15 protein-coding genes and 1 CRISPR repeat array are annotated in these 20,912 nt (G+C 34.5%); of the genes, 8 read left to right on the top strand and 7 right to left on the bottom strand.

Going from position 1 to position 20,912, the window contains the following annotated elements:
- Positions 1 to 2: 2 nt before the first annotated feature.
- Positions 3 to 2,012: a phospholipase D-like domain-containing protein gene (locus PHX18_04265; GenBank protein ID MDD3593826.1), complete on the bottom strand. Its 2,010-nt coding sequence runs from the start codon at positions 2,010 to 2,012 to the stop codon at positions 3 to 5.
- A gap of 167 nt (positions 2,013 to 2,179) precedes the next feature.
- Positions 2,180 to 3,463, bottom strand: a complete 1,284-nt coding sequence (locus PHX18_04260; GenBank protein ID MDD3593825.1) for a tetratricopeptide repeat protein — start codon at positions 3,461 to 3,463, stop codon at positions 2,180 to 2,182.
- 88 nt (positions 3,464 to 3,551) lie between these two features.
- Between PHX18_04260 and deoC the strand changes: the two genes are divergently transcribed.
- From deoC to PHX18_04245, 3 genes are read left to right on the top strand one after another with little or no spacing between them, the layout of a single operon-like run.
- Entirely contained in the window at positions 3,552 to 4,205 is a 654-nt protein-coding gene (gene deoC, locus PHX18_04255; GenBank protein MDD3593824.1) for a deoxyribose-phosphate aldolase, read from the top strand.
- Between the two features lie 32 nt (positions 4,206 to 4,237).
- On the top strand, positions 4,238 to 5,239 hold the full coding sequence (locus PHX18_04250) for a hypothetical protein (protein ID MDD3593823.1): 1,002 nt from the start codon (positions 4,238 to 4,240) through the stop codon (positions 5,237 to 5,239).
- 10 nt (positions 5,240 to 5,249) lie between these two features.
- Positions 5,250 to 5,693 carry a YhcH/YjgK/YiaL family protein gene (locus tag PHX18_04245; protein MDD3593822.1) on the top strand — a complete coding sequence of 148 codons (444 nt, stop codon included), beginning with the start codon at positions 5,250 to 5,252 and terminating at the stop codon, positions 5,691 to 5,693.
- 2 nt (positions 5,694 to 5,695) lie between these two features.
- On the opposite strand, the gene lipA is transcribed toward PHX18_04245, so the two are convergent.
- From lipA to PHX18_04220, 5 genes are all read right to left on the bottom strand, one after another.
- Positions 5,696 to 6,556, bottom strand: a complete 861-nt coding sequence (gene lipA, locus PHX18_04240; GenBank protein ID MDD3593821.1) for a lipoyl synthase — start codon at positions 6,554 to 6,556, stop codon at positions 5,696 to 5,698.
- 3 nt (positions 6,557 to 6,559) lie between these two features.
- The gene (gene lpdA, locus PHX18_04235) at positions 6,560 to 7,915 is read right to left on the bottom strand and encodes a dihydrolipoyl dehydrogenase (GenBank protein ID MDD3593820.1); all 1,356 of its coding nucleotides are present in this window, start codon (positions 7,913 to 7,915) and stop codon (positions 6,560 to 6,562) included.
- A gap of 41 nt (positions 7,916 to 7,956) precedes the next feature.
- On the bottom strand, positions 7,957 to 10,362 hold the full coding sequence (gene recG / locus PHX18_04230; protein ID MDD3593819.1) for an ATP-dependent DNA helicase RecG: 2,406 nt from the start codon (positions 10,360 to 10,362) through the stop codon (positions 7,957 to 7,959).
- Positions 10,349 to 12,313, bottom strand: a complete 1,965-nt coding sequence (locus PHX18_04225; GenBank protein ID MDD3593818.1) for an adenylate/guanylate cyclase domain-containing protein — start codon at positions 12,311 to 12,313, stop codon at positions 10,349 to 10,351. Before PHX18_04225 ends, recG begins: the two co-directional genes overlap by 14 nt.
- 61 nt (positions 12,314 to 12,374) lie before the next feature.
- Positions 12,375 to 12,893: a hypothetical protein gene (locus tag PHX18_04220; GenBank protein MDD3593817.1), complete on the bottom strand. Its 519-nt coding sequence runs from the start codon at positions 12,891 to 12,893 to the stop codon at positions 12,375 to 12,377.
- Positions 12,894 to 13,105: 212 nt separating this feature from the next.
- On the opposite strand from PHX18_04220, the gene PHX18_04215 reads away from it, so the two are divergent.
- From PHX18_04215 to PHX18_04195, 5 genes are all read left to right on the top strand, one after another.
- Positions 13,106 to 16,117, top strand: a complete 3,012-nt coding sequence (locus tag PHX18_04215; protein MDD3593816.1) for an HNH endonuclease domain-containing protein — start codon at positions 13,106 to 13,108, stop codon at positions 16,115 to 16,117.
- A 2-nt stretch (positions 16,118 to 16,119) separates the two neighbouring features.
- Complete coding sequence (gene cas1, locus PHX18_04210; GenBank protein ID MDD3593815.1) at positions 16,120 to 17,067, top strand: type II CRISPR-associated endonuclease Cas1; 948 nt, start codon at positions 16,120 to 16,122, stop codon at positions 17,065 to 17,067.
- Positions 17,057 to 17,404, top strand: a complete 348-nt coding sequence (cas2, locus tag PHX18_04205) for a CRISPR-associated endonuclease Cas2 (protein MDD3593814.1) — start codon at positions 17,057 to 17,059, stop codon at positions 17,402 to 17,404. The genes cas1 and cas2 overlap by 11 nt, the downstream gene beginning before the upstream one ends.
- 173 nt (positions 17,405 to 17,577) lie before the next feature.
- Positions 17,578 to 19,063: a CRISPR direct-repeat array (repeat unit 36 nt; unit sequence ATTATAACTTATTTTAAATTAACAGTAAATCAAAAC).
- Between the two features lie 259 nt (positions 19,064 to 19,322).
- Positions 19,323 to 19,718 carry a hypothetical protein gene (locus tag PHX18_04200; GenBank protein MDD3593813.1) on the top strand — a complete coding sequence of 132 codons (396 nt, stop codon included), beginning with the start codon at positions 19,323 to 19,325 and terminating at the stop codon, positions 19,716 to 19,718.
- A 420-nt stretch (positions 19,719 to 20,138) separates the two neighbouring features.
- Positions 20,139 to 20,537: a hypothetical protein gene (locus tag PHX18_04195; GenBank protein MDD3593812.1), complete on the top strand. Its 399-nt coding sequence runs from the start codon at positions 20,139 to 20,141 to the stop codon at positions 20,535 to 20,537.
- Positions 20,538 to 20,912: the final 375 nt, after the last annotated feature.

Raw genomic sequence — 20,912 nt, 5'->3', positions numbered from 1 at the left:
TATTATCCTGCAAGGTGCAACTTCGGCGGTATACTCGGAATGTCCTGATTGTTTTCTGTTTCATAGTTTGATTTTGAATAATTGTAATCCAATTCAAATTGTTTTAAAAAAGTTTTTGCCAGATTTGGCGAGTTGACTACTATGGCTACTTCATTGTTGCCTCTTTTGTATTTTTCTTTTGAAAGGTGTTTGTACTGTATACTTTTATAAAATTCTTGTATTTTACGGACTTCTGCCATAACGGTTCTTTCATCATCAGGGTGAAACGGGCGTTTTACTCCGTCAACAAAAACCGACATTTCACTTTGATTAAAGCTATAATGATGTCCGTCTAAAGCGAAGAATGCGTAACCTTTTTCATTAAGCTGCCTGTAAACGGATTTTAACAATTTTCTTGTTTCTTTTAACTTTTGATAGCTGTTTGCGCTGCCGTCCCATTTTATATTCGGCAGGTGAAGTTTGTTTTCGTGGGGTTTAACTTCTCTAATGAAGTATAGTATTTTTTCTTCAATTTCTTTTGTATGCAGCGGCAGGTCTTTTCTCACACCTGTAGTAAGATTTTGTCTTAGCGCTCTTGATGTCCAGTTAGAAGAACCCATAAAAATATCCGCATCGTCAAAAATTGCCCATTTAGCGTGCATTCTTTGGTTTGTTCTTCTGTGTCCTTTGTAAATTCGTATATCTATACCGGCTTCTTTAAGTTCATCATACGCATTCTCGCAGTATGGGAAAACATTTCTCTCGATTATAAATCTGGCATCGAGTTCACCCGCTTTAACCCTTTTTATGATTGTTTTTATAAGCTCTTTGTCCGTAAAGAAGAACAGTTCTCCGCTGATTTTTTTGGCGGTTTTTACTCTGTCTGTAAGGTAGTCGAGGATGCCTTCGCTTCCTTTTTCTCCGATTTCTTCAAGCTCTCTGGGTTTAGTTCTCAATATTTTTATCGGAGAATCTTTTACCGGATTTGCTTCTATTAAGTCTAAACGCCCTTCCGAGTACCTGCTTCTTGCTTGAGGGGTGTCAAAATAATCTTTTAAAAGATTGTAAAAATGAACATTTTCTTCTTTGATTTCTTTATTTATTCCTTTATATAATTTTTGCTCTTCTTCATTTAAAGGTCCGTCTACAAATCTTTTTTGTCCTATCTTGTACCAGCAGAATTTGAAGTCGGTATTAAAATCATGAACCAAATTATCTATTGCGGAATTTTGACCTTTGAATTTTTCAATTGCAAGGCAGGCATCATGGTTTGCACAGGAGTGGTTGCCCCAGTTCATGCCGCCTATTACAGCTTTTTTAGAATCTACGATTAAAACTTTTTCGTGTTGAATCATAGCATCTTTCGGGTAGAATACAACATCAATCCCCTTTTCTTTAAGGTATTTAATGACCGCCTGATTACCGTAGTGTCTTTTTCTCTTTCCGCTGCCGTCTATGTACCATTTATGGGCATCCAGTATCATTTGTATTTTCATATCGGGGTTTGATTGTTTCTTTTTGATTATTGTTTCCAGAATTCTTTGCTGGTCTTGAGCTCCGGGTAAATTTTCAGCTCCGTTTCTCGGCCAAAGCTCACCATCAATTTTTAAATTTTGGAATTCAAACATTTTTACCTGAATAGATTTTTGAGCGCCCTCTATATAATCAAGTGTCTTTTTAAAAATTTGCCCCCCATCAATCAGGGAGGACACTCTTAAATTATCTATTCTTACCGTTTTACTTGGCATTGAAAAATTAGTCGGTTTGTGGGAAGGGAAGCCTAATTTTTCTGCTAAAAGCTCGGAAACGGAAACTCCCTTGAGGTACGCTTCTTTCTCAATACTTTCAATTAATCTCTTTTGAACTTTTTGTATTGAGCCGTATGGGCCGTCTTCCTTTGGAGGATATTTTAATCTTTGTGAAGTATATGAGCTTTTATAAGTCTTCAAATGCGACGGCAACTCTGCCCCAAAACTCACTTTATCAGAATAATTGTTTTTGCCGTATACGCCAATAACAAAGGTGCTTAACATCCTTATTTCCCCAGTCATTTAACCGAATAAATTTAAGTGCCTATCCAAAATTAGTATATAGTTCGTTTGTGGTCATGCACAAGTTTTTTATATATTTTGGCTTAACAAAAATACATATACAGAAGCTTATTCCTGCAAAATTATCAGCTGAGTCAAGGGTTTTTAAGCTATTTCAAAAACACATCAGAACTGATTTTTATATTATTCATCTCAAGGTACTTGCTCATCATCATGCCCGCTTCTTTGAAACGTCCGATTTTAGCGAGAGATTGGGCATAGTAATAATAAATGGTGTTGTTTGAAGGTCTTTTGGATATTGATTTTTCAAAGTATTCCGCTGCTCCCGACAAATCGCCAGTTGCACTTAATATTCTTGCTTTTAGTATGAAAAAATCAGGGTTTGAGGAATACAGAGAAATAGCTTTGTCTATATCGGCATTCGCAGTCAGATAATCTTTATTTTTAAAATTGTATAACGCTTTTAGGTAAAACAGATTAAAGTTATAGGCATTGTTGGCGGTGTTTATAACTGCAGCGGCGTTGGAATAATCTCCTTTCAAATTATAAAGCGATGCCAGTGTTCTTTTAGCGAAAATATTATCAGGGTGTGACTTGGCTATACCTGCTAATGCGGCAATATTTTGGTTATTGAAGGAATTTAATGCAATATAAATTTCTGCCGCCGCACGATTATTATAAACGCTTGAATAGTCTTTGTAGCTTTTTAATGCTTTGTCAAAATAAGAGTTCATCTCATTGTAATTGTTCAGATAAAAAGAACATACAGCAAGATTGTTGTAAATATAAGAAGAGTTTTTGTTATTTTCTTCCGATTTTTTTAAGTATACAAGCGCTGTTTTAAAGTCTTTTTTGTCCATATAAAGCAGGGCAATATTATTCAGCGCTTTATAGTTGTCAGGTGCCTTTAAAAGAGTGTTTTGATAAGCTTTGACGGCTTTGTCGTATTTACCGTTAAAGCGTTCCTGATTACCTTCTTGCAGGTCTTTATCGTTAAAATCCTGATAAAAATCGGTTATAAACCGCAGGGCTGTGTAATCTTCATTGTTAACAGCCATTATATTTTTAGCTATAACAGCATTATCCGTTGCATTTTTTGAGGCGGCAAAAAACAGCTCCACCGAGGATTGTATTTTTGCGTTTATTTTTTCAGCCATTACGTTATAAAAACTTATTTTATAGTTGGGGTTGGCGGGGCTTTTTCTTTGCGCCTGTGTGTAATATTCCAGGGCTTTGTCATATTTTTTTTCTTTTAAATAAACATCCCCCAGACCTGCGTACAAAAATGAGCTGTTCGGGTATATTTTAATGCCTTTTTCATAAAGTCTTTTAGATTCAAAAAGGTTATTTTTGATAAGATGCCCGTAGGCATCAGCATAAATCATCTGTGCTGTATTATCTTTTGCGCAAACACTTGGAGAAATTAGCAGCATTATTAAAATTGTTAGGATGGCTCTTTTCATATTTGACCAAAACTGTATTTTTGTAGACAATAAATATTATAGTTAAGAAGAGGAAAATATGAAAGAAATTAATAATTACATAGAGCATACTCTGTTAAAACCTGACGCAACGGAAGCTGAATTGAAAAAACTTTTTGATGAAGCTGTGGCATATAAGTTTTTGGGTGTTTGTGTAAATCCCGTAAATGTTAGATTTGCAAAAGAATATCTCAACGGCTCTAATGTTAAAATTGTAACTGTTGTCGGTTTCCCTCTGGGGGCTTCAAGAAGCGATGTAAAAGCATTTGAAACAGCAAAAGCAATTGAAGACGGCGCCGATGAAGTTGATATGGTACTTAATATCACTGCAATGAAGGACAAGAAGTATTCTTTGGTGCAGTCTGATCTTGAAGCCGTGGTAGCGGCAGCAGGCGCTATCCCTGTGAAAGTTATACTTGAGACAGATTTGCTTACTTCTGATGAGATTAAACAGGCAAGTTTGATTTGTGCGAAATCCGGCGCTTCTTTTGTTAAAACATCTACAGGTTTCGTCAAAAACGGAGCAGGGGCAAAAGCGCCAGATGTAAGAGTTATGTATGAAACCGTAAAAGATTTTGGGCTTGAAGTTAAAGCAAGCGGCGGCATTAAAACTTATGACGATGCCGTAAAACTTATTGAGGCAGGTGCAGCAAGGCTTGGTACAAGTTCAGGTGCTGCTATAGTGAAAGGTTAAAAGTGGTATATACTTATAAAGGTGCAATTCATATGCACTCCACCTATTCTGACGGAACAAAAACGATTGATTTTATAGCTAAAGAAGCTAAACGGGCGGGGTTGGATTTTATAGTAGTATCTGACCACAACTCTTTAAAAGGACTTGAAGAAGAGGGCTTTTATGACGGAGTTTGTGTACTTGTGATTGACGAAATTTCGCCTGCAACTTCTAATCACCTTTTGGCATTTGATGTAAAAAAAGAAATCGATGAAGAACTTGCTCCCGAATTATTTATAGATGAAGTCCATAAGCAGGGCGGATTTTGCTTCGTAGCGCATCCCGATGAAAATATTTATCGCAAGAATAATCATGTGGCTTTACGTTGGCTTGATTGGAGTATAAATACTTTTGACGGTCTTGAGGTTTGGAATTATTTATCTGATTGGATTGACCATTTTTCATTAAATAATAGCCAGCTCATTCAGCATTTATTAAGGCATAAAAGAGCAAAAGGTCCTACGGTGCCTGTTTTACAGTGGTGGGATAGGCTTAATAATTCAAAGCGCAATATTGTCCCTGCAATTGGCGGCGTTGACGCGCACAGATTTGTTGTAAACCGCTTTGGGTTGAATTTTATAGTTTCTGATTATTATGATTATTTTACAGCCTTGAATAATGTGATTAATTTGGCTACACCTTTATCTTCAGACTTTAATGAAGCAAAAACGCAAATTTTTGAAGCAATAAAAAAAGGTAATAACATAATACTGAACAAAAAAGCCGCCAAAACTTCCGATTTACCTCAGTTTTATGCTAAAGGCAAAGATGCTGAAGTTCATGCAGGAGGTACTTTTGAGAGCGAACCATATTGCGAACTTGTTTTTAAAATTCCTGTTGGCGCTGATGTAAGGTTGATTTATAACGGAGAGAAAATCTACGATAAAAAAACAAGTTTGATTGAATATGATAATCTTAAACCGGGTAAATACAGAGTCGAAGCCTATTTTAAAGGTATTCCTTATGTGTTTACCAATCCGATAAAGGTTGTATAAAGGCAAAAAAATGATTAAAGACAGTATAAAAAATGCAAAATATTATTACGGTTTATCGCCGCGTATCAAACAGGCGCTTAAATACCTTGAAGCAAATGATTTGAAGGATGTACCTTCAGGCAAATACGTTATAGACGGTGATGATGTTTTTATGAACGTTCAGGAGTATGAAACAAAACTCTCTGATAATATAGAATCCCACAGAAAATATATTGATATCCAGTTTATGATTACAGGCGCAGAGCGTTTTGGGTTTTGCCCTTTGGATGGCTTGAAACCCGTCTGTGACTATAATGAAGAAACTGATTTGATTTTTTACGAAGGCAAGTGTGATTTTTGTGAGGCGTCAGAGGGTGATTTTCTAATATTTTTCCCGCAAGATGCCCACTTACCTTCTCAGCAGATTGACACTGCCAAAAAAGTAAAAAAAGTCATTATTAAAATAGCTGTTTAGTTTTATTCAAAGACTTCTTTTGCACGATATGAACTTCTGGCTAAAGGGGCAAAAAAGGTGTATTTGATACCGATAGATTTGGCGAGTTTTTCCAGTTCTTCAAATTCTTGCGGCTCCACATATCTTACGACTTCAACATTATTTTTTGACGGCTGTATATACTGCCCTATTGTCACAATATCGCAGTTGATTGATTTTAGGTCTTTGAAGATTTCTTCAAGCTCATCAAAAGTTTCACCTAAACCAACCATTAAACCTGTCTTGGTTTTCAGGTCGGGACGAGTTTGTTTGACATAACGAAGAACTTCCAACGAACGCTCATAACCGGCCTGTGGACGGATAGTTTTGTGAAGCCTTTTTGTTGTTTCAAGGTTATGGTTGAAAACAGACAGCGGCGAATTTATTACCGTATCAATGGAGGTTGTATCACCTTTGAAATCAGGAGTTAAAACCTCTATTTTTACATCGGGGTTCAGTTCGTTTACTTTTATAATGGTTTTCAAAAAATGCTCCGCTCCGCCGTCAGGCAAGTCATCTCTGGTAACAGATGTGATTACCGCATACAGAAGGCTTAACTTTTGCACTGCAAGAGCGATATTGAGAGGTTCGTTTTCGTCTAGCGGTTCCGGTTTTGTATGATTTACCGCACAAAACCGGCAGCCGCGGGTGCAGTTTTTGCCCATAATCATAAAAGTAGCTGTTTTTTTTGAGAAACACTCGGCTTTGTTAGGACATCTGGCGGAATCACAAACAGTATTAAGATTATTTTCTTTTAAAATATCCCGTACAATTTTTGTGCTGTCGCATTCAATTACGCCTCTTCTCAGCCATTGCGGAAGTCGTTGTCTGCTTTGTGTTTGCATTCTTTAAACCTTTCTTACATGCAGGGATTTATTGTGAAAACTTGCAAGCGCTTCAAGCAAAGCCTCTGAGGTGGTGGGGTGAGGGAAAACGACTTCTATCAATTCTGAAACTTTTATTTTTCTGTCCATTGCAATAGTAAGCTGTTGGAGCAAGGCAGAAGCATCATTTGCAATAATAGCAGCTCCTACGATTAAGTCATTTGATACAAGGATTTTGACCATTGAGTCTGTTTCGCCGTCAATATAAGCTTTGGCGCTAATGGTAAGCGGCAATTGTATAGCTTCATATTCAATATTTTCAGCTTTTAATTTGGCTTCCGTGTAGCCTACACAAGCTATTTCCGGTTTGCCGTATACAATGTAAGGTACATTTTTGTAGTTTATTTCGACGGGTTTATTTAGAAGTAAATGTTCAATCAATTGCATTGCCTGATAAGATGCAGTATGGGCAAGCATTTGTATGCCTGTTATATCGCCTATTGCATAGACGTTATCAAGATTTGTTTTAAAATTTTCATCCGTTTTTATAAAGCCTCTGTCTGTTTCAAATCCCGGCTTGTCAATCCCCATCAGATTGGGAATCCTCCCTACCGCTACAAGGATTTTATCGACTTCAAACTCTTTATCGTTTGATAAAATAACTTTTCTGTCTTCTATTGATTTTATTGAAGTTGAGGTATAAAATTCTATCCGCTGCTTTTTCATTATACGCTCAACGTACTTAGATACGTTTTCATCTGTAAAAGGAGCTAACCTGTCGGCAAGTTCCATTATTATCACTTTTTTCCCCATAGCGGACAAAATTCTTGCCCATTCTATGCCTATTGCGCCGCTGCCTATAATAAATGTTGTTTCGGGCATTTCTTTAAGACAAAGCATTGTATCCGAGTTGATAATAAAATGATTATCAAAAGGCATACCAGGCAATGGTCTCGGTTTAGCCCCCGTGGCTATGATTAACTTACCGTATTCTATTTGTTCATCTTTTACAAAAAGTCTTCCGTTCTCATCAAGTTTTGCCATACCGCATATAATTTCAGCGCCGTTTGAAGTAATTGTATTTTCGAGGCTTTTCCTGATTTTTTCGATGGTAGTGGTGCGGTTTTCAAGCATTTTGGCAAAATCAAACGATAAATTTTCTATGCTTATGCCATACTTATCGAGGCTTTTGCAATCTGCAAATTTTTGGGTTTGAAAAAGCATCGACTTGCTCGGTATACACCCTCTGTTTAAGCAAACTCCGCCAACAAAACCCGCTTCAATAACAGCTGTTTTTGCCCCTAATTGCGAGGCTCTTATTGCGCTTGTATACCCTGCGGGACCTGAACCTATTATTACTATGTCATATTTTCTGCTCATAGGTTTTATTTTACAATATAAAAAATTTTTTGCCTATTAAATTAACCCGCATTAATAAAAGATTTCATATCTTCAATTTGTTTTTGGATGATTTTGTTCAGATTGGAGTATTTTAAGAGATTGTCCGTTTTTAAGAAATTTATTGCTTCTTCTCTTGCCATCTCTAAAATTTTTGTATCTCTTACAATGTCTGCAATAAGAAGGTCGGGAAGCCCGCTTTGTCTTGTGCCTAAAAATTCCCCCGGTCCTCGTATTTGCAGGTCTTTTTCCGCTATTACAAACCCGTCATTGGTCTGCACCAGCACGTTCAAACGCTCTTTTGTTTCAGAAGTGTTTGTATCACTTACGAGGATACAATATGATTGTTTATCGCTTCTGCCGACTCTGCCCCTTAACTGGTGTAATTGCGACAGCCCGAAGCGTTCGGAGTTTTCAATCATCATGACAGTCGCATCGGGGATATCAACACCTACCTCAATAACGGTTGTGCTTACAAGAATATGATATTCGCCGTTTTTAAACTTTAGCATATTCTCTTCTTTTTCCTGCGGTTTTTGTTTACCGTGGACAAGCCCTATTTTTAGGTCAGGAAAGACTTTTTCCGCAAGACGTTTAGCTTCTTTTGTGGCGGCTTTTGCCGATAATGTTTCCGATTCGTCTATCAGAGGAAAAACAATATATGCCTTGTTGCCTTTTTCAATTTCTTCTCTTATCAGCCCGTAAGTTTTTGTTCTTTGTGAAGCTTTTATGAGAGAGGTTTTTACGGGTTTTCTGCCTGCAGGCAGCTCATCTATAATTGTTAAATCAAGGTCGCCATGCACACTCAGCGCTAACGTCCTTGGAATAGGCGTAGCCGTCATTGTGAGCATTTGAGGATTTAGCCCTTTTTGCGAAAGTTCTTTCCTTTGCCTTACCCCAAACCTGTGCTGTTCATCAATTACTATACCGCCAAGGTTTGCAAATTCAACTCCTGTTTGTATCAAGGCATGAGTGCCTATTGCAATATCGGTTTGTGAGTTTTTGAGGTTGGTTTGGGTTTCTCGTCGTGTTTTTATCCCGTGTCTGCCTACAAACAGCCCAAGGCTCACACCCAACGGTGTCAGCCAGTTGATAAAGTTTTTATAATGCTGCTCTGCCAGAATTTCGGTAGGCGCCATAATCGCGCCTTGATATCCGTTTTCTACTATAGCAAGGAGCATCATGCAAGCTACTACTGTTTTTCCGCTGCCGACATCGCCTTGAAGCAGCCTTTGCATAGGTTCGGTAGAGTTAAGGTCGCTTAGAATTTCGTTGAAGGCTTTGTTTTGAGCCTCGGTAAGGGTAAAAGGCAGGGACTTTACGAATTTGTCAACCAGTCCGCCTTCTTTTATATTTATGACCAAAGTGTTTTTTAATCTTTTTGTTTCTTCCCTGATTAACATAAATTTCAGCTGTTGTATAAAAAGCTCTTCAAAAATAAGCGTGGTACGCGCTTGTTCTAAAGTATCAAAGTCCGACGGGAAGTGGATTTGATTTATCGCTGTTTTTTTATCAAACAGATTAAGCTTTTCAAGGATTGATTGAGGGAGGACGGTTTTGATTTTATCAGAATATTGTTCCAGACAGTTAAAAATGGCTTTGCGAAGAGTTTTTGCATTAAGGTTTTCGCACAAAGGGTATATCGGTACTATTCTTGCGTTGTGAATTATGTCTTTTTCGTCAAAATCCCCGCTTATGATTGTTGCTTCCGCTCTGTCTATAGCGAACAGATTTGAGAATTTATCATGCTTTGCAATACCTGAAAGGATTATATTTGCACCTTTAGGGTATTGGGCTTTGTATCTCTCCTGCATACTGCGGTTTGCTTTTGCATAAAACCATGTTGCGCTGAGCGTTCCGCTGCCGTCTGTAACAAGGATTTTTAGTATGCTTAAGTTTTTATTCTTAGAGTTGAACATACTCACGGATTTAATTGTGCCGAAGATTGTTACCTGTTCGTTATTTTCTATTTGGGAGATTTTTGTTCTTTGAGTGTAGTCAAGGTATCTTTTGGGGTAGTAATTGATTAGGTCGCTTATGGTGAAAATATTTACTCTGTTTAATATTTTGGCTACTTTGGGTCCTATACCCTTTGCGTACATTACGGGAATTTCATCAGGGTCTGTGGAATACAGGTTGTTTTTTATGGTGTCGTCTTCATCTATCGGTGTATGAAGGAGTATTATAAGTTCGTTTAAATTGTTTATCCTTTCTGAAACATTGTCCATATGGTAATATTCAAGCTTTTTTAAAAGTTTTTTCCATTTGGTTTCTTTAGGAAAAAGCTTAACTATTTTTTTAACTTCGCCTGCTATAAATTTAGCAAAAGACTGTGTTTTGCCGTCTATATTTATGTAATTGTTTTTAATCTCAATTTCTATAGCCTTTTTTATGGTATTGAAATTGGTTAATTTATCAGCGAGTTTCATCTTTGTTTAAAATATCTATAACTTCGTAAATATTAATGTGTTTTTCTCTTCCACGGATTTCGACTTCACTTATCTTAATTACGTCTACAAAATTTTTCACGCGATTGTAGGTAGTTTCACTTATAAGAATTTGGGTATTAAAGTGCCTGTTTTGAGCCTCTATTCTGCAAGCAACATTGACGGTATCTCCTATAACCGTATACTCCATTTTGTCAGCTGTACCTATGTTGCCAATGAAAGACAAGCCCGTATTTATACCTATGCTTATACCGATGAGCGGTTTATTTTCTTTTTTCCATTTTTTCCTGAGTTCCTTTATCCTCTCTTGCATTTCAAAAGCGCAAATTATGGCATTTTTAGGGTGGTTGGTGTCTTTGGTTGATTCTCCGAATACGGCTAAAATTGCATCACCTATAAACTTATTAACATTACCGTTATGCTTTCCTATGATTGGAAGCATTTCGGCAAAATATTCGTTTAACAGGTCAGAAACTCTGTCAGGTTCTAAAGTTTCCGATATTCTTGTGAAACCTCTTATGTCTGCCAAAAGTACTGTAAGTTCAGTCTTTTTGCCCCCGAGTTTCACCTCTTCCGAATGCTGGATGATTTCGCTTACAATATCGGTATTAACGTATTTTTCCATTGCCACTCTGAGTTTTTGCTTTTTGGTGTCTTCCATGGAAAATTTGTAAGCGTAAAGCACAATCAACGCTAAAAGCGCAAACAGATAAGGCGTAATTATTATCACCATTACCCCTTTTGAAAATGCGAATAATGCAATATAAAAATATGAGAACGCTAATAAAAGAATTAAAACAGCCGATGTTGTATTTGAAAAATATTTAGTTATTAACAGTACAAGAAGCAGTGTCATGCCTAAAATAAGCAAATTTAACGATAATTTTGGAGCATTAATGAAGTTTTGGTTGAACATGTTGTCAACAGCAGTTGCCTGAATATCAACCCCCGGAAAATTTTGAGAAATAGGGGTGTTTTTTATATCGTGTAAAAATGGCGATGTTGCTCCTATCACAACAATTTTATCTTTGAATTCAGCAGGATTAACTAAAGGTTGTTTGCCGTTTTTTATATTTTCGAAAGATTCCAGTATTTCCCAGGCTTTGTACTGCTTATGCCCGCCCCAATTTTCTTTGTTATAAGGCTTATACCAATGTATGAGTTGGGAAGAAGAATCAGCTTCCTGTACCAACGGAATTGTTAGAGAGTGTCCTTCTTTATCAACTATTTCATAATTGTTGTCATTTATAATAATAATCTGTGCGGGATTTAGCTTAAGATAAGCGCTTAAAGGTAATGAAGGGTAATAGCCGCCCTGAAAGTTAATTACAGGCTCAAAACGCCTTATAAGTCCGTCAGAATCCAATATAGAAGTGGCAGCTCCGGCTGCATTTATATGGTAAATATAATCATCCAATAAACTGTTAAAACCCGAATACCCGGAATGTCTTTGAAATTTTTCTGAACGGTTATCTAAAATTTCTAAGGCAAAATTCTTTTTTAAGTACTCTAAATCCTGCGGTCTTATAAAGCTTTTGTCGGATTTGTTAAAGTCAATCCCGACAATAAGGCTATCAAGTCCTTTCAAGTTTTTTAAAAATTGTGCATCCGCCTGCGCATCCCCGTTTATTGAGATGATTGCATCAAAGATAATCAGTTTGGAATGGGAATAATTTTCTAAAAATTCAAAAATATCTGTATAATAAGTTCTTACCCAAGGCCAACCGCCTATTTTTTTGATAGATTCATCGTCAATCACAACGGTAACAATATCGCCGGAAGCTTTGGACTGTGAAACAGTTATTTTAGTAAAAAGGTCGTAAAAAGTTCTTTCAAAACATTTGGTTGAAACCATATAAAGCACCGAAAATGCAAATATTAACAGTACAATTACTAATAATAAATTAATTGTAGAACGCTTTAATGGCTTCATAAATCCTGCCTGAATAACTACCTGTTGATATTATATGGCAATTTGGGTTATTTGTCAGTTACTATTTATTCTTGTTAAACCAGTTGGAAGGATTTAAAAATGACAGACTTTCACCTATGCTGCCTTGGCTGTCAAATTCGGGGTCGGGATTTCTAAAGGCGGCAAAAGGATTTTCCCTTTGGGGTATATCAATACCTTCTGATTTTGGATTTGTTCTTTTGGGAGTGTCAGAGTTTTTTTGATTTAAGACTTTTTCTTCGGTTAAAATGCCCAATCCTTCTTCTCTGTTGTAGTTTTGTTTATTAAATATCGAATAATTATTTTTGTTGTTATAGCCATTGCCAAAAATGCTGCCTTCTGAATAAAATCCGCCTTCGTCAGTGCCTGAAAAGATATTTTGAACTCCGCCCATTGAACCTGAGCTTTGAGAAAAATTAACATTGACAGAGTTGTTTCCGCTGGAAAAAATACTGCCCATGCTGTCTGAAGGATTAGATACCGCCGTGCCATTCTTGTCTGTAACCTGGCTCTGTTCCTTCTGAACTTGAGTATTTAAAAAATTAAACTTGGTGTTTTTCATGCTCTCTTATTCTCTTTGGATTTTCTCTCTTATAAAAATAAAAAAGATTTAGCGATAATAATTGCCTATTTTTTATTGCGTTGGTATATATTCGTAATATAAGTTAATAATTTTTGAAAATGCCGGAAACTGGATTTACAATTATAATTTTATTGTATTTTAACAATTTACAGTATATAATATATCCGAATTAGTAATAGCTGAGGTGTAATATGTCTACAAAAGTTTTTGCATTTGATATGGGAAAAGTTGGTATCGGTTTTGTCGTAAGAGATGGACACAATATTTTAGAATTACAGTCCTTAATTGTAGATAAAGACCACTCAGAAATCGCCTCAAATAGAGATCGAAGAAGAATTCATAAAACATTACAAGCTCATAAAGAAAGAGAAATCTTTTTTTATAACTTATGGAAAGATGCAGGATTGACACCTCTAGATAAATCTGATAAAAAATTCACAAAAGAATTTACAGCTAAGAGTGAAGAGGTTATTTATAATTCTACTCTTTTAAGAATAGCATTGCTTCAAAATAAACCGCTTGAAGAATGGCAAATTTACAAGGCTCTACATTCTGCTTTTCAGAGGAGAGGCTATGATGCGGATTTACCATGGAAAAACTCTAAAACAAAAGATGAAGAAGATAATAAAGAATTGGTTGAAAAATACACCAAGCAGGGGGATGCTGAACTGATTAAAAATGAAGAGTATAAATACCCTTGTTACTATGAGGCGATAAGGTTAGGTTTATGGGATGAAGCTAATTCTACAGAACTAAAAAAACACATTCCACTTCAAGGTGCAATAAAAGTACGTGATACGAAATTTGTAGCACCACGGAGTATGGTAGTAAAAGAACTGACAAAATTGTGGGAAAATGCACAATTACAGCTTCCTCAACTTAATCATATTAGTGTTGAATATTTTTTGTATGGTGAGTATGAAGCAGCTTACGGCTCTTTCTTGATACCAGAATTTAAAAAATTCAGAGGAACCCGGCGAGATTGGCAGGGCGTTCTGGGGCAGAAAATCCCTCGTTTTGATAACAGAATTATAATGAAATGCAAACTTTTGCCCAAAAGAAATGTTTGCAGTGCAAATACCATTGAAAATGTATCATTGGTTCTTTTAATGAAATTGAAAAATCTTCGTTTTACCAATATTTTAAACGAAAAACAAAAACTTACCGCAGAAGAAATAAAGCTTATTTATGAAAATTGGCTGCAAAAAGTTAAAGAAAACAAAGGTAAGCTTGAAACAACTATCATTAAAAAAGAAATAGAAGAGATTATAGGCAAAAAGTCAATCAAAGATAAAATAGAACCACTGAAGGCGAATACATCAGGGCGTTCAAGTTTTTGCCGAAGAGCATGTAAAATTATTAACAAAATTATTCTTGACGGTATTGACAATCCAATGGAAATAGAACTTTCTCAATTTATGGATAATCCCAATTCCCCTAACCCTATCACCGCAGAAGAAATTATGACAATGCTTTCTAAAATCGGAACTTGGGATAATCTTTATATCCCTGATAATAGAGAAGAATTTGCACAATTAGCTTCTGATGAAGTTGAAAAAACGGATATTTTAATAGGAAGCATAACAAATTCTATAGTAAGAAACAGATTGCAGATTTTAAGAAACATTCTGCTTGATTTAAAAGAAAAATTCGGAACTCCTGATGAAATTATATTTGAATTTATAAGAGATGGAGCGGATAATTCATTATTTGGTAAGAAAAAAGCAGAAGCAGCCCAATCTTTTATAAGAAAGAATGAAAAAGAAAATGAAGAGATAAAAAAAGAACTCAAAGATGTAAACGCTGACTCTAAAAATTTTCTAAAACTAAAATTACTTAAGACTCAAGACGGCAGATGTATTTATTCAGGGAAGTCAATAGGCATAAGTGATTTTGACGCATGTGAAGTTGAACATATTTATCCAAGGGCAGTAGGCGGAAATGATGCTCTTTATAATAAAGTTTTATGCTACAGAGAAGAAAATCAAGCTAAAGGAGTCAGAACACCTTATGAATGGTTAAGGCACAATGATGCAGGCTGGCATGATTACGTAGAGAGATTGAACACCATAAAAACAAAATTAGGGAAAAAGAAATTTGAACTTTTGACAAGTAAGCCTGAAGATTGTGCCAAAATGATTGACAGTTATAATGCACTGGCAGAAACAGCACAAATAGCAAAGATTTCGCAACAAATAGCAGCTTTTATATTCGGATGGGGGCTTCAAACAGAAGGTTCAAACAGGCATGTATTTACAAGTAATGGTGCTTTAACCGCAAAAATCAGAAGCCAATACAGATTAAATTCACTTTTGGGTGACGACTTTAAGAAAAATCGTGCAAATGCCAAACACCATGCTTTAGATGCTATTTGTATCAGTTATTCTCGCGATTTTAAATATAACGCTGCTACCAAAAAAGACTTTATTGACGGCTTTAATCCTCAACAAGTAAAAGAAGCCATAGATAAACTTATGCCATATCCTTACTCTAATGATAAACCTTTTAAAGGTAATATTAAGCCGTTGGAAACAATTTACGGTAAAAAAATAAAAGATGGAAAAACATATATTACTCAAAGAATTAGTATAGAGACCTTCGAGCCCAAAGATAAAAAAATAAAATCCATTCTGGATGAAGTAATAAAAGAGGATTTGTTAAATAAACTTGAAGAAAAGCCAAACCAAACAGAATGGAAAAATCTTCTGCAAAATTATATTCACCCTACTAAAAAAACTCTTGTAAAAAAAGTATTAACTATAGTATCGGAAGGTCAGGTTGAGATAGATTCTAACGCTAGAGAAAGAATAGGAGAATTTTGTGATTATGGCAACAAAGGTGTAAAATCACAATTTAAGCACTCCAAAGGACATAAAGGACAGATTCTCTACTATAATGATAAAGGAGCGCTTAAGGTTATGCCTATCTACGCAAATATTAAAACAGATGATGTAAAGGTAGTTTTGCAGGATAGTGGATATAAACTTTATAATAAGGGAGAATTGTTCTACTCTGGTTGTCTTGTTGAAATTCCTAAAGAGTTTAAGGCAGGTGCAAAAAATTATCCTGCAGGGATTTATAAATTGAGAACAATGATGAGTGATGGTCAGGTCAAGCTAGAAAGTAGTACCGGGTTAGAAATATTATCCAGCGCCAAAAACCTTGCTGATGTTAAATTTAAAAAGCTAAAAAAGGATAAATAAATATGACTTATCATATTTTACATATAACAACACCGGGTTGTTATTTATCCGTGGAAAAAGGGTTTTTATTTTGCGAGTATAAAAACGGCGATATAAACAAAATGCCTTTTTCTGATATTAGAGCCGTTATTGTTACTGTTCAAGGCATATCCTTTTCAAACTTTTGTTTGGCAACTTTGCTTGAAAATAATGTTGTTATTCTCCATTGCAACAATTCTTATCAGCCTACGGGTTGGAGCGTACCGCTTGAGAGGATTGTAAGAACAAAAGTTTTTCATAATCAGATAGCACAAAATACGACTTTTGAAAAAAAATTATGGAAAACTATTGTCAAGCAAAAAGCATTAAACCAAGCAACCAACCTGAATTTAATCGGTTGCGAGAAACATAACCTATTTAATCTTATAAATAGACCTCTAATGAATGAAGCTAATATTGCAAGGCAATATTGGCAAAATTATTTTAGTATAATAGGGGCTGACGTCAATAGAGAATACAGAAATGCGCAGTCTTTTGAAAACGCTTGTTTGAATTATGGTTATGCTGTTATTAATACAATGATTTATCGTTCCATAATCATTCATGGATTAATAGCAGGACTTGGGATTCATCATATAGGTAAGTATAAAAGCACACCCTTGGTTTACGATTTAATGGAACCTTATAGAGCTTTTGTCGACTATTATTTTTATAATTTTCTCCAAGATTGCCCTGTAGAATATGAATTAGAAGACTTTAAATCTTGGTTCAAATATTTTGCAGATTGTTTGAAAAATTATAGAATAAAAATTAGCAATTTAAGCTATAAAATTATTGATTCAATAGATATTTACATAGAAAAAATTGCTGATGCATATATAAAATATGACTGTAGTGAAATATTTTTGCCTGATATTAACTTGCAATATTTACACAAAGATAAACATAAGAACAGAGAATATGAAGAGTAAATATCGTATGGGTTGGTTATTTGTATGTTTTGATTTGCCGGTTGTGGAAAAAGAAGACTTGAGAAAAGCAAACCATTTTAGAAAGGATTTGTTGAAATTGGGATACTTCATGTTGCAAAACTCCATATACGTACGTTCTTGTGTAACTTACGATAAAACTAATCAATTTATAAAAACTCTAAAAATGATAGCGCCCGACACAGGAAGCGTACATGTCTTCTACGTAACGGATGTACAATGGAGCAATTCTATTTGCATAGAAAACAGCTCTTATCATCATTCCAAATATAAGAAAAAATTGGGTGAAAATGCAGACAAACAGATGACACTTTGGTGATTTTATGATACCATGCCATTGTAACTGTTTAATTGTAGGAGTTGGAGAATGAGTTCTTTCGTATCATTTACATGTAGAGGAATTAACTATTCTCCGATCAATTCTGATTGGACTGTTAACTTAAAACAAATTATGAATTTATTATATAACAAATATTGTATTTTGTATATCCTATTATAACTTATTTTAAATTAACAGTAAATCAAAACTATATTAGTAGTTTTATGGAGACAGTTTATATTATAACTTATTTTAAATTAACAGTAAATCAAAACTACCACCTGAAACATGCGAGTATTTTGTCGATTATAACTTATTTTAAATTAACAGTAAATCAAAACAATGTCAAGCGACGATTTAAGCGAGTATCAATTATAACTTATTTTAAATTAACAGTAAATCAAAACCCTAAACACTGGGGCCATACGGTATGCAACATTATAACTTATTTTAAATTAACAGTAAATCAAAACACCCGCCTTTAACTCGTCTATCTGGCGTAATTATAACTTATTTTAAATTAACAGTAAATCAAAACGAACAAAAAGACCGATATATTTTAATTGATATTATAACTTATTTTAAATTAACAGTAAATCAAAACAATCCGTCTAACATAAGCGACCCGAACATAATTATAACTTATTTTAAATTAACAGTAAATCAAAACACTATTGAAGACATTAAGGCAACGATTGAGATTATAACTTATTTTAAATTAACAGTAAATCAAAACGCAGAATTGATAATAATATCATTTCCCGATATTATAACTTATTTTAAATTAACAGTAAATCAAAACTGGAACATAGTCACTTACATTAATTGTGTAAATTATAACTTATTTTAAATTAACAGTAAATCAAAACGTTGCGAAATTATATCAACCGATGTGGATTATAACTTATTTTAAATTAACAGTAAATCAAAACGGTAATTAATATCCAATAATTGATTACCCCATTATAACTTATTTTAAATTAACAGTAAATCAAAACTTTAAGGGGGGTAATATATAATATATATAATATTATAACTTATTTTAAATTAACAGTAAATCAAAACGTGAGTTTTTACGTGTAGACACTTTAAATTATTATAACTTATTTTAAATTAACAGTAAATCAAAACGTAAAGTGTACCATATTATATTACAATTAGATTATAACTTATTTTAAATTAACAGTAAATCAAAACATCCGTATGTACACAATACGCTACAATTGGATTATAACTTATTTTAAATTAACAGTAAATCAAAACCCCATATAGAAACCTCCTATTTAATTGTAAATTATAACTTATTTTAAATTAACAGTAAATCAAAACGTGCCATACGGTATGCAACCCGTCCAGACAATTATAACTTATTTTAAATTAACAGTAAATCAAAACGATACAGCAAACGGTGATATTGTAACAATCATTATAACTTATTTTAAATTAACAGTAAATCAAAACAAAAATTGCTTAGTTTATTAGCAAAAATTGATTATAACTTATTTTAAATTAACAGTAAATCAAAACATGTAGTAGATAGATGTTATTTATATTGATATTATAACTTATTTTAAATTAACAGTAAATCAAAACACAAAAAATTACGTAAACAACATAAGAAACATTATAACTTATTTTAAATTAACAGTAAATCAAAACATCTGCTACCGTCTTTTGTGTATTCTTTTTTCTTCTATCATAGTAACTAGCCCCTTGATTTTTCTAAAAAATAGTGTAGAATTAGAACAAAGGGCGGGGTGCTCGTAACACTCCTTTTAAAAACCCTACTTCAGAAGAGTTAGTAACATTATTAAAATGATTATTAACTCTTTTTCGCTTGTTAAGTTCTGCCGTTGAAATTCTTGGTAAAACTTGAAAACACCTCTAAATTTTGATATAATATACAAAAAGGGCTGATATGATTAAAAGATTTTTACTTACTGCAATTATTTTCCTTGTTGCCGGCGTTACTTTGGCGGACGAACAGCCTTATGCTATTAAAAATTACGGTACCGGATACGCTAAATTTTATTCCGACGGCTTAAGCATTTATTATTCTGACGCATTAGAGCAAAGACGCAAAGAAATTTTTGACGATTATTATGCGGCAAATACCCACTATGTCCGCACCGAATACGACGAGCACGGAAATAAAATAGAATACTTCAATTGCGTATGTGACCCGAGTTTAGATGCCAAATATATGGACACAAGAGAATATCAGGACTTAGTAAGGTGGCAAGAAGAGCAAAGAGCCAAAAGGCAAAGTATTCCGCCTGGGGTTATAAGTAACTTTAAGCCAAATTATCGCTAGGCTGCATATTTTTATTATAACTAACAGTAAATTAAAACAAAAAACCCTGGGCAATACAAAATTGTACAAAAAAATAGAATAACCTTTTGGACGGACTCGCTTTCCCGTCATCGGAGCTAAACTCCTGCTTGGCGACCGAGATTTTCCAAGCGTCAAAAAATTATTCTACGAAAACATTATACCACATTTACATAAATTTTAAACCCTAACAGCCCCTTGATTTTTCTAAAAAATAGTGTAAAATATAAATAAAGGGCGGGGTGCTGTAACACCCCTTTTAAAAACCCTAGTTCGTAAGAGTTAGTAACATTATTAAAATGATTATTAACTCTTTTTCGCTTGTTAAGTTCTGCCGCTGAAATTCTTGGTAAAACTTGAAAACACCTCTAAATTTTGATATAATGTACAAAAAGGGCTGATATGATTAAAAGATTTTTACTTACCGCAATTATTTTCCTTGCTGCTGGCGTTGTTTTGGCGGACGAGCAGCCTTATACTATTAAAAATTACGGTACCGGATACGCTAAATTTTATTCCAACGGCTTAAGCATTTATTATTCTGATGCATTGGAGCAAAGGCGCAAAGAAATTTTTGACGACTATTATGCGGCAAATACCCACTATGTCCGAACCGAATACGACGAGCACGGAAATAAAATAGAGTATTTCAGCGTTACAGGCGATTTCAGTAATTTAAACGCCAAGTATATGTCCACCAGAGAATATCAGGACTTAGTAAGGTGGCAGGAAGAGCAAAGAGCCAAAAGGCAAAGTATTCCGCCTGAGGTTATAAGTAACTTTAAGCCAAATTATCGCTAGGCTGCATATTTTTATTATAACTAACAGTAAATTAAAACAAAAAACCCTGGGCAATACAAAATTGTACAAAAAAATAGAATAACCTTTTGGACGGACGCCCTGTCCCGTCATCGGAGCTGTACTCCCGCTTGGCGAGGGCGATTTTCCAAGCGTCAAAAAATTATTCTACGAAAACATTATACCACATTTACATAAATTTTAAACCCTTGAAAGGAGATTTTAAAAAATATTAAAAGAAGAGCCGGAATAGTATTGGTATTTACAGATAACAATACTACCAGCACAAATCACCACAATTCATGCTCAACTCCAATCTGTTATAACTTATTTTAAATTAACAGTAAATTAAGTCTATTTTATTTGTGACATTCGCAA

The organism is Candidatus Gastranaerophilales bacterium (assembly GCA_028696075.1).
Lineage (GTDB): Bacteria > Cyanobacteriota > Vampirovibrionia > Gastranaerophilales > JAILCC01 > JAQVHS01.
The sequence above is the reverse complement of the archived record's forward strand: the minus strand, read 5'-3'. Positions and strand labels throughout refer to the sequence as shown.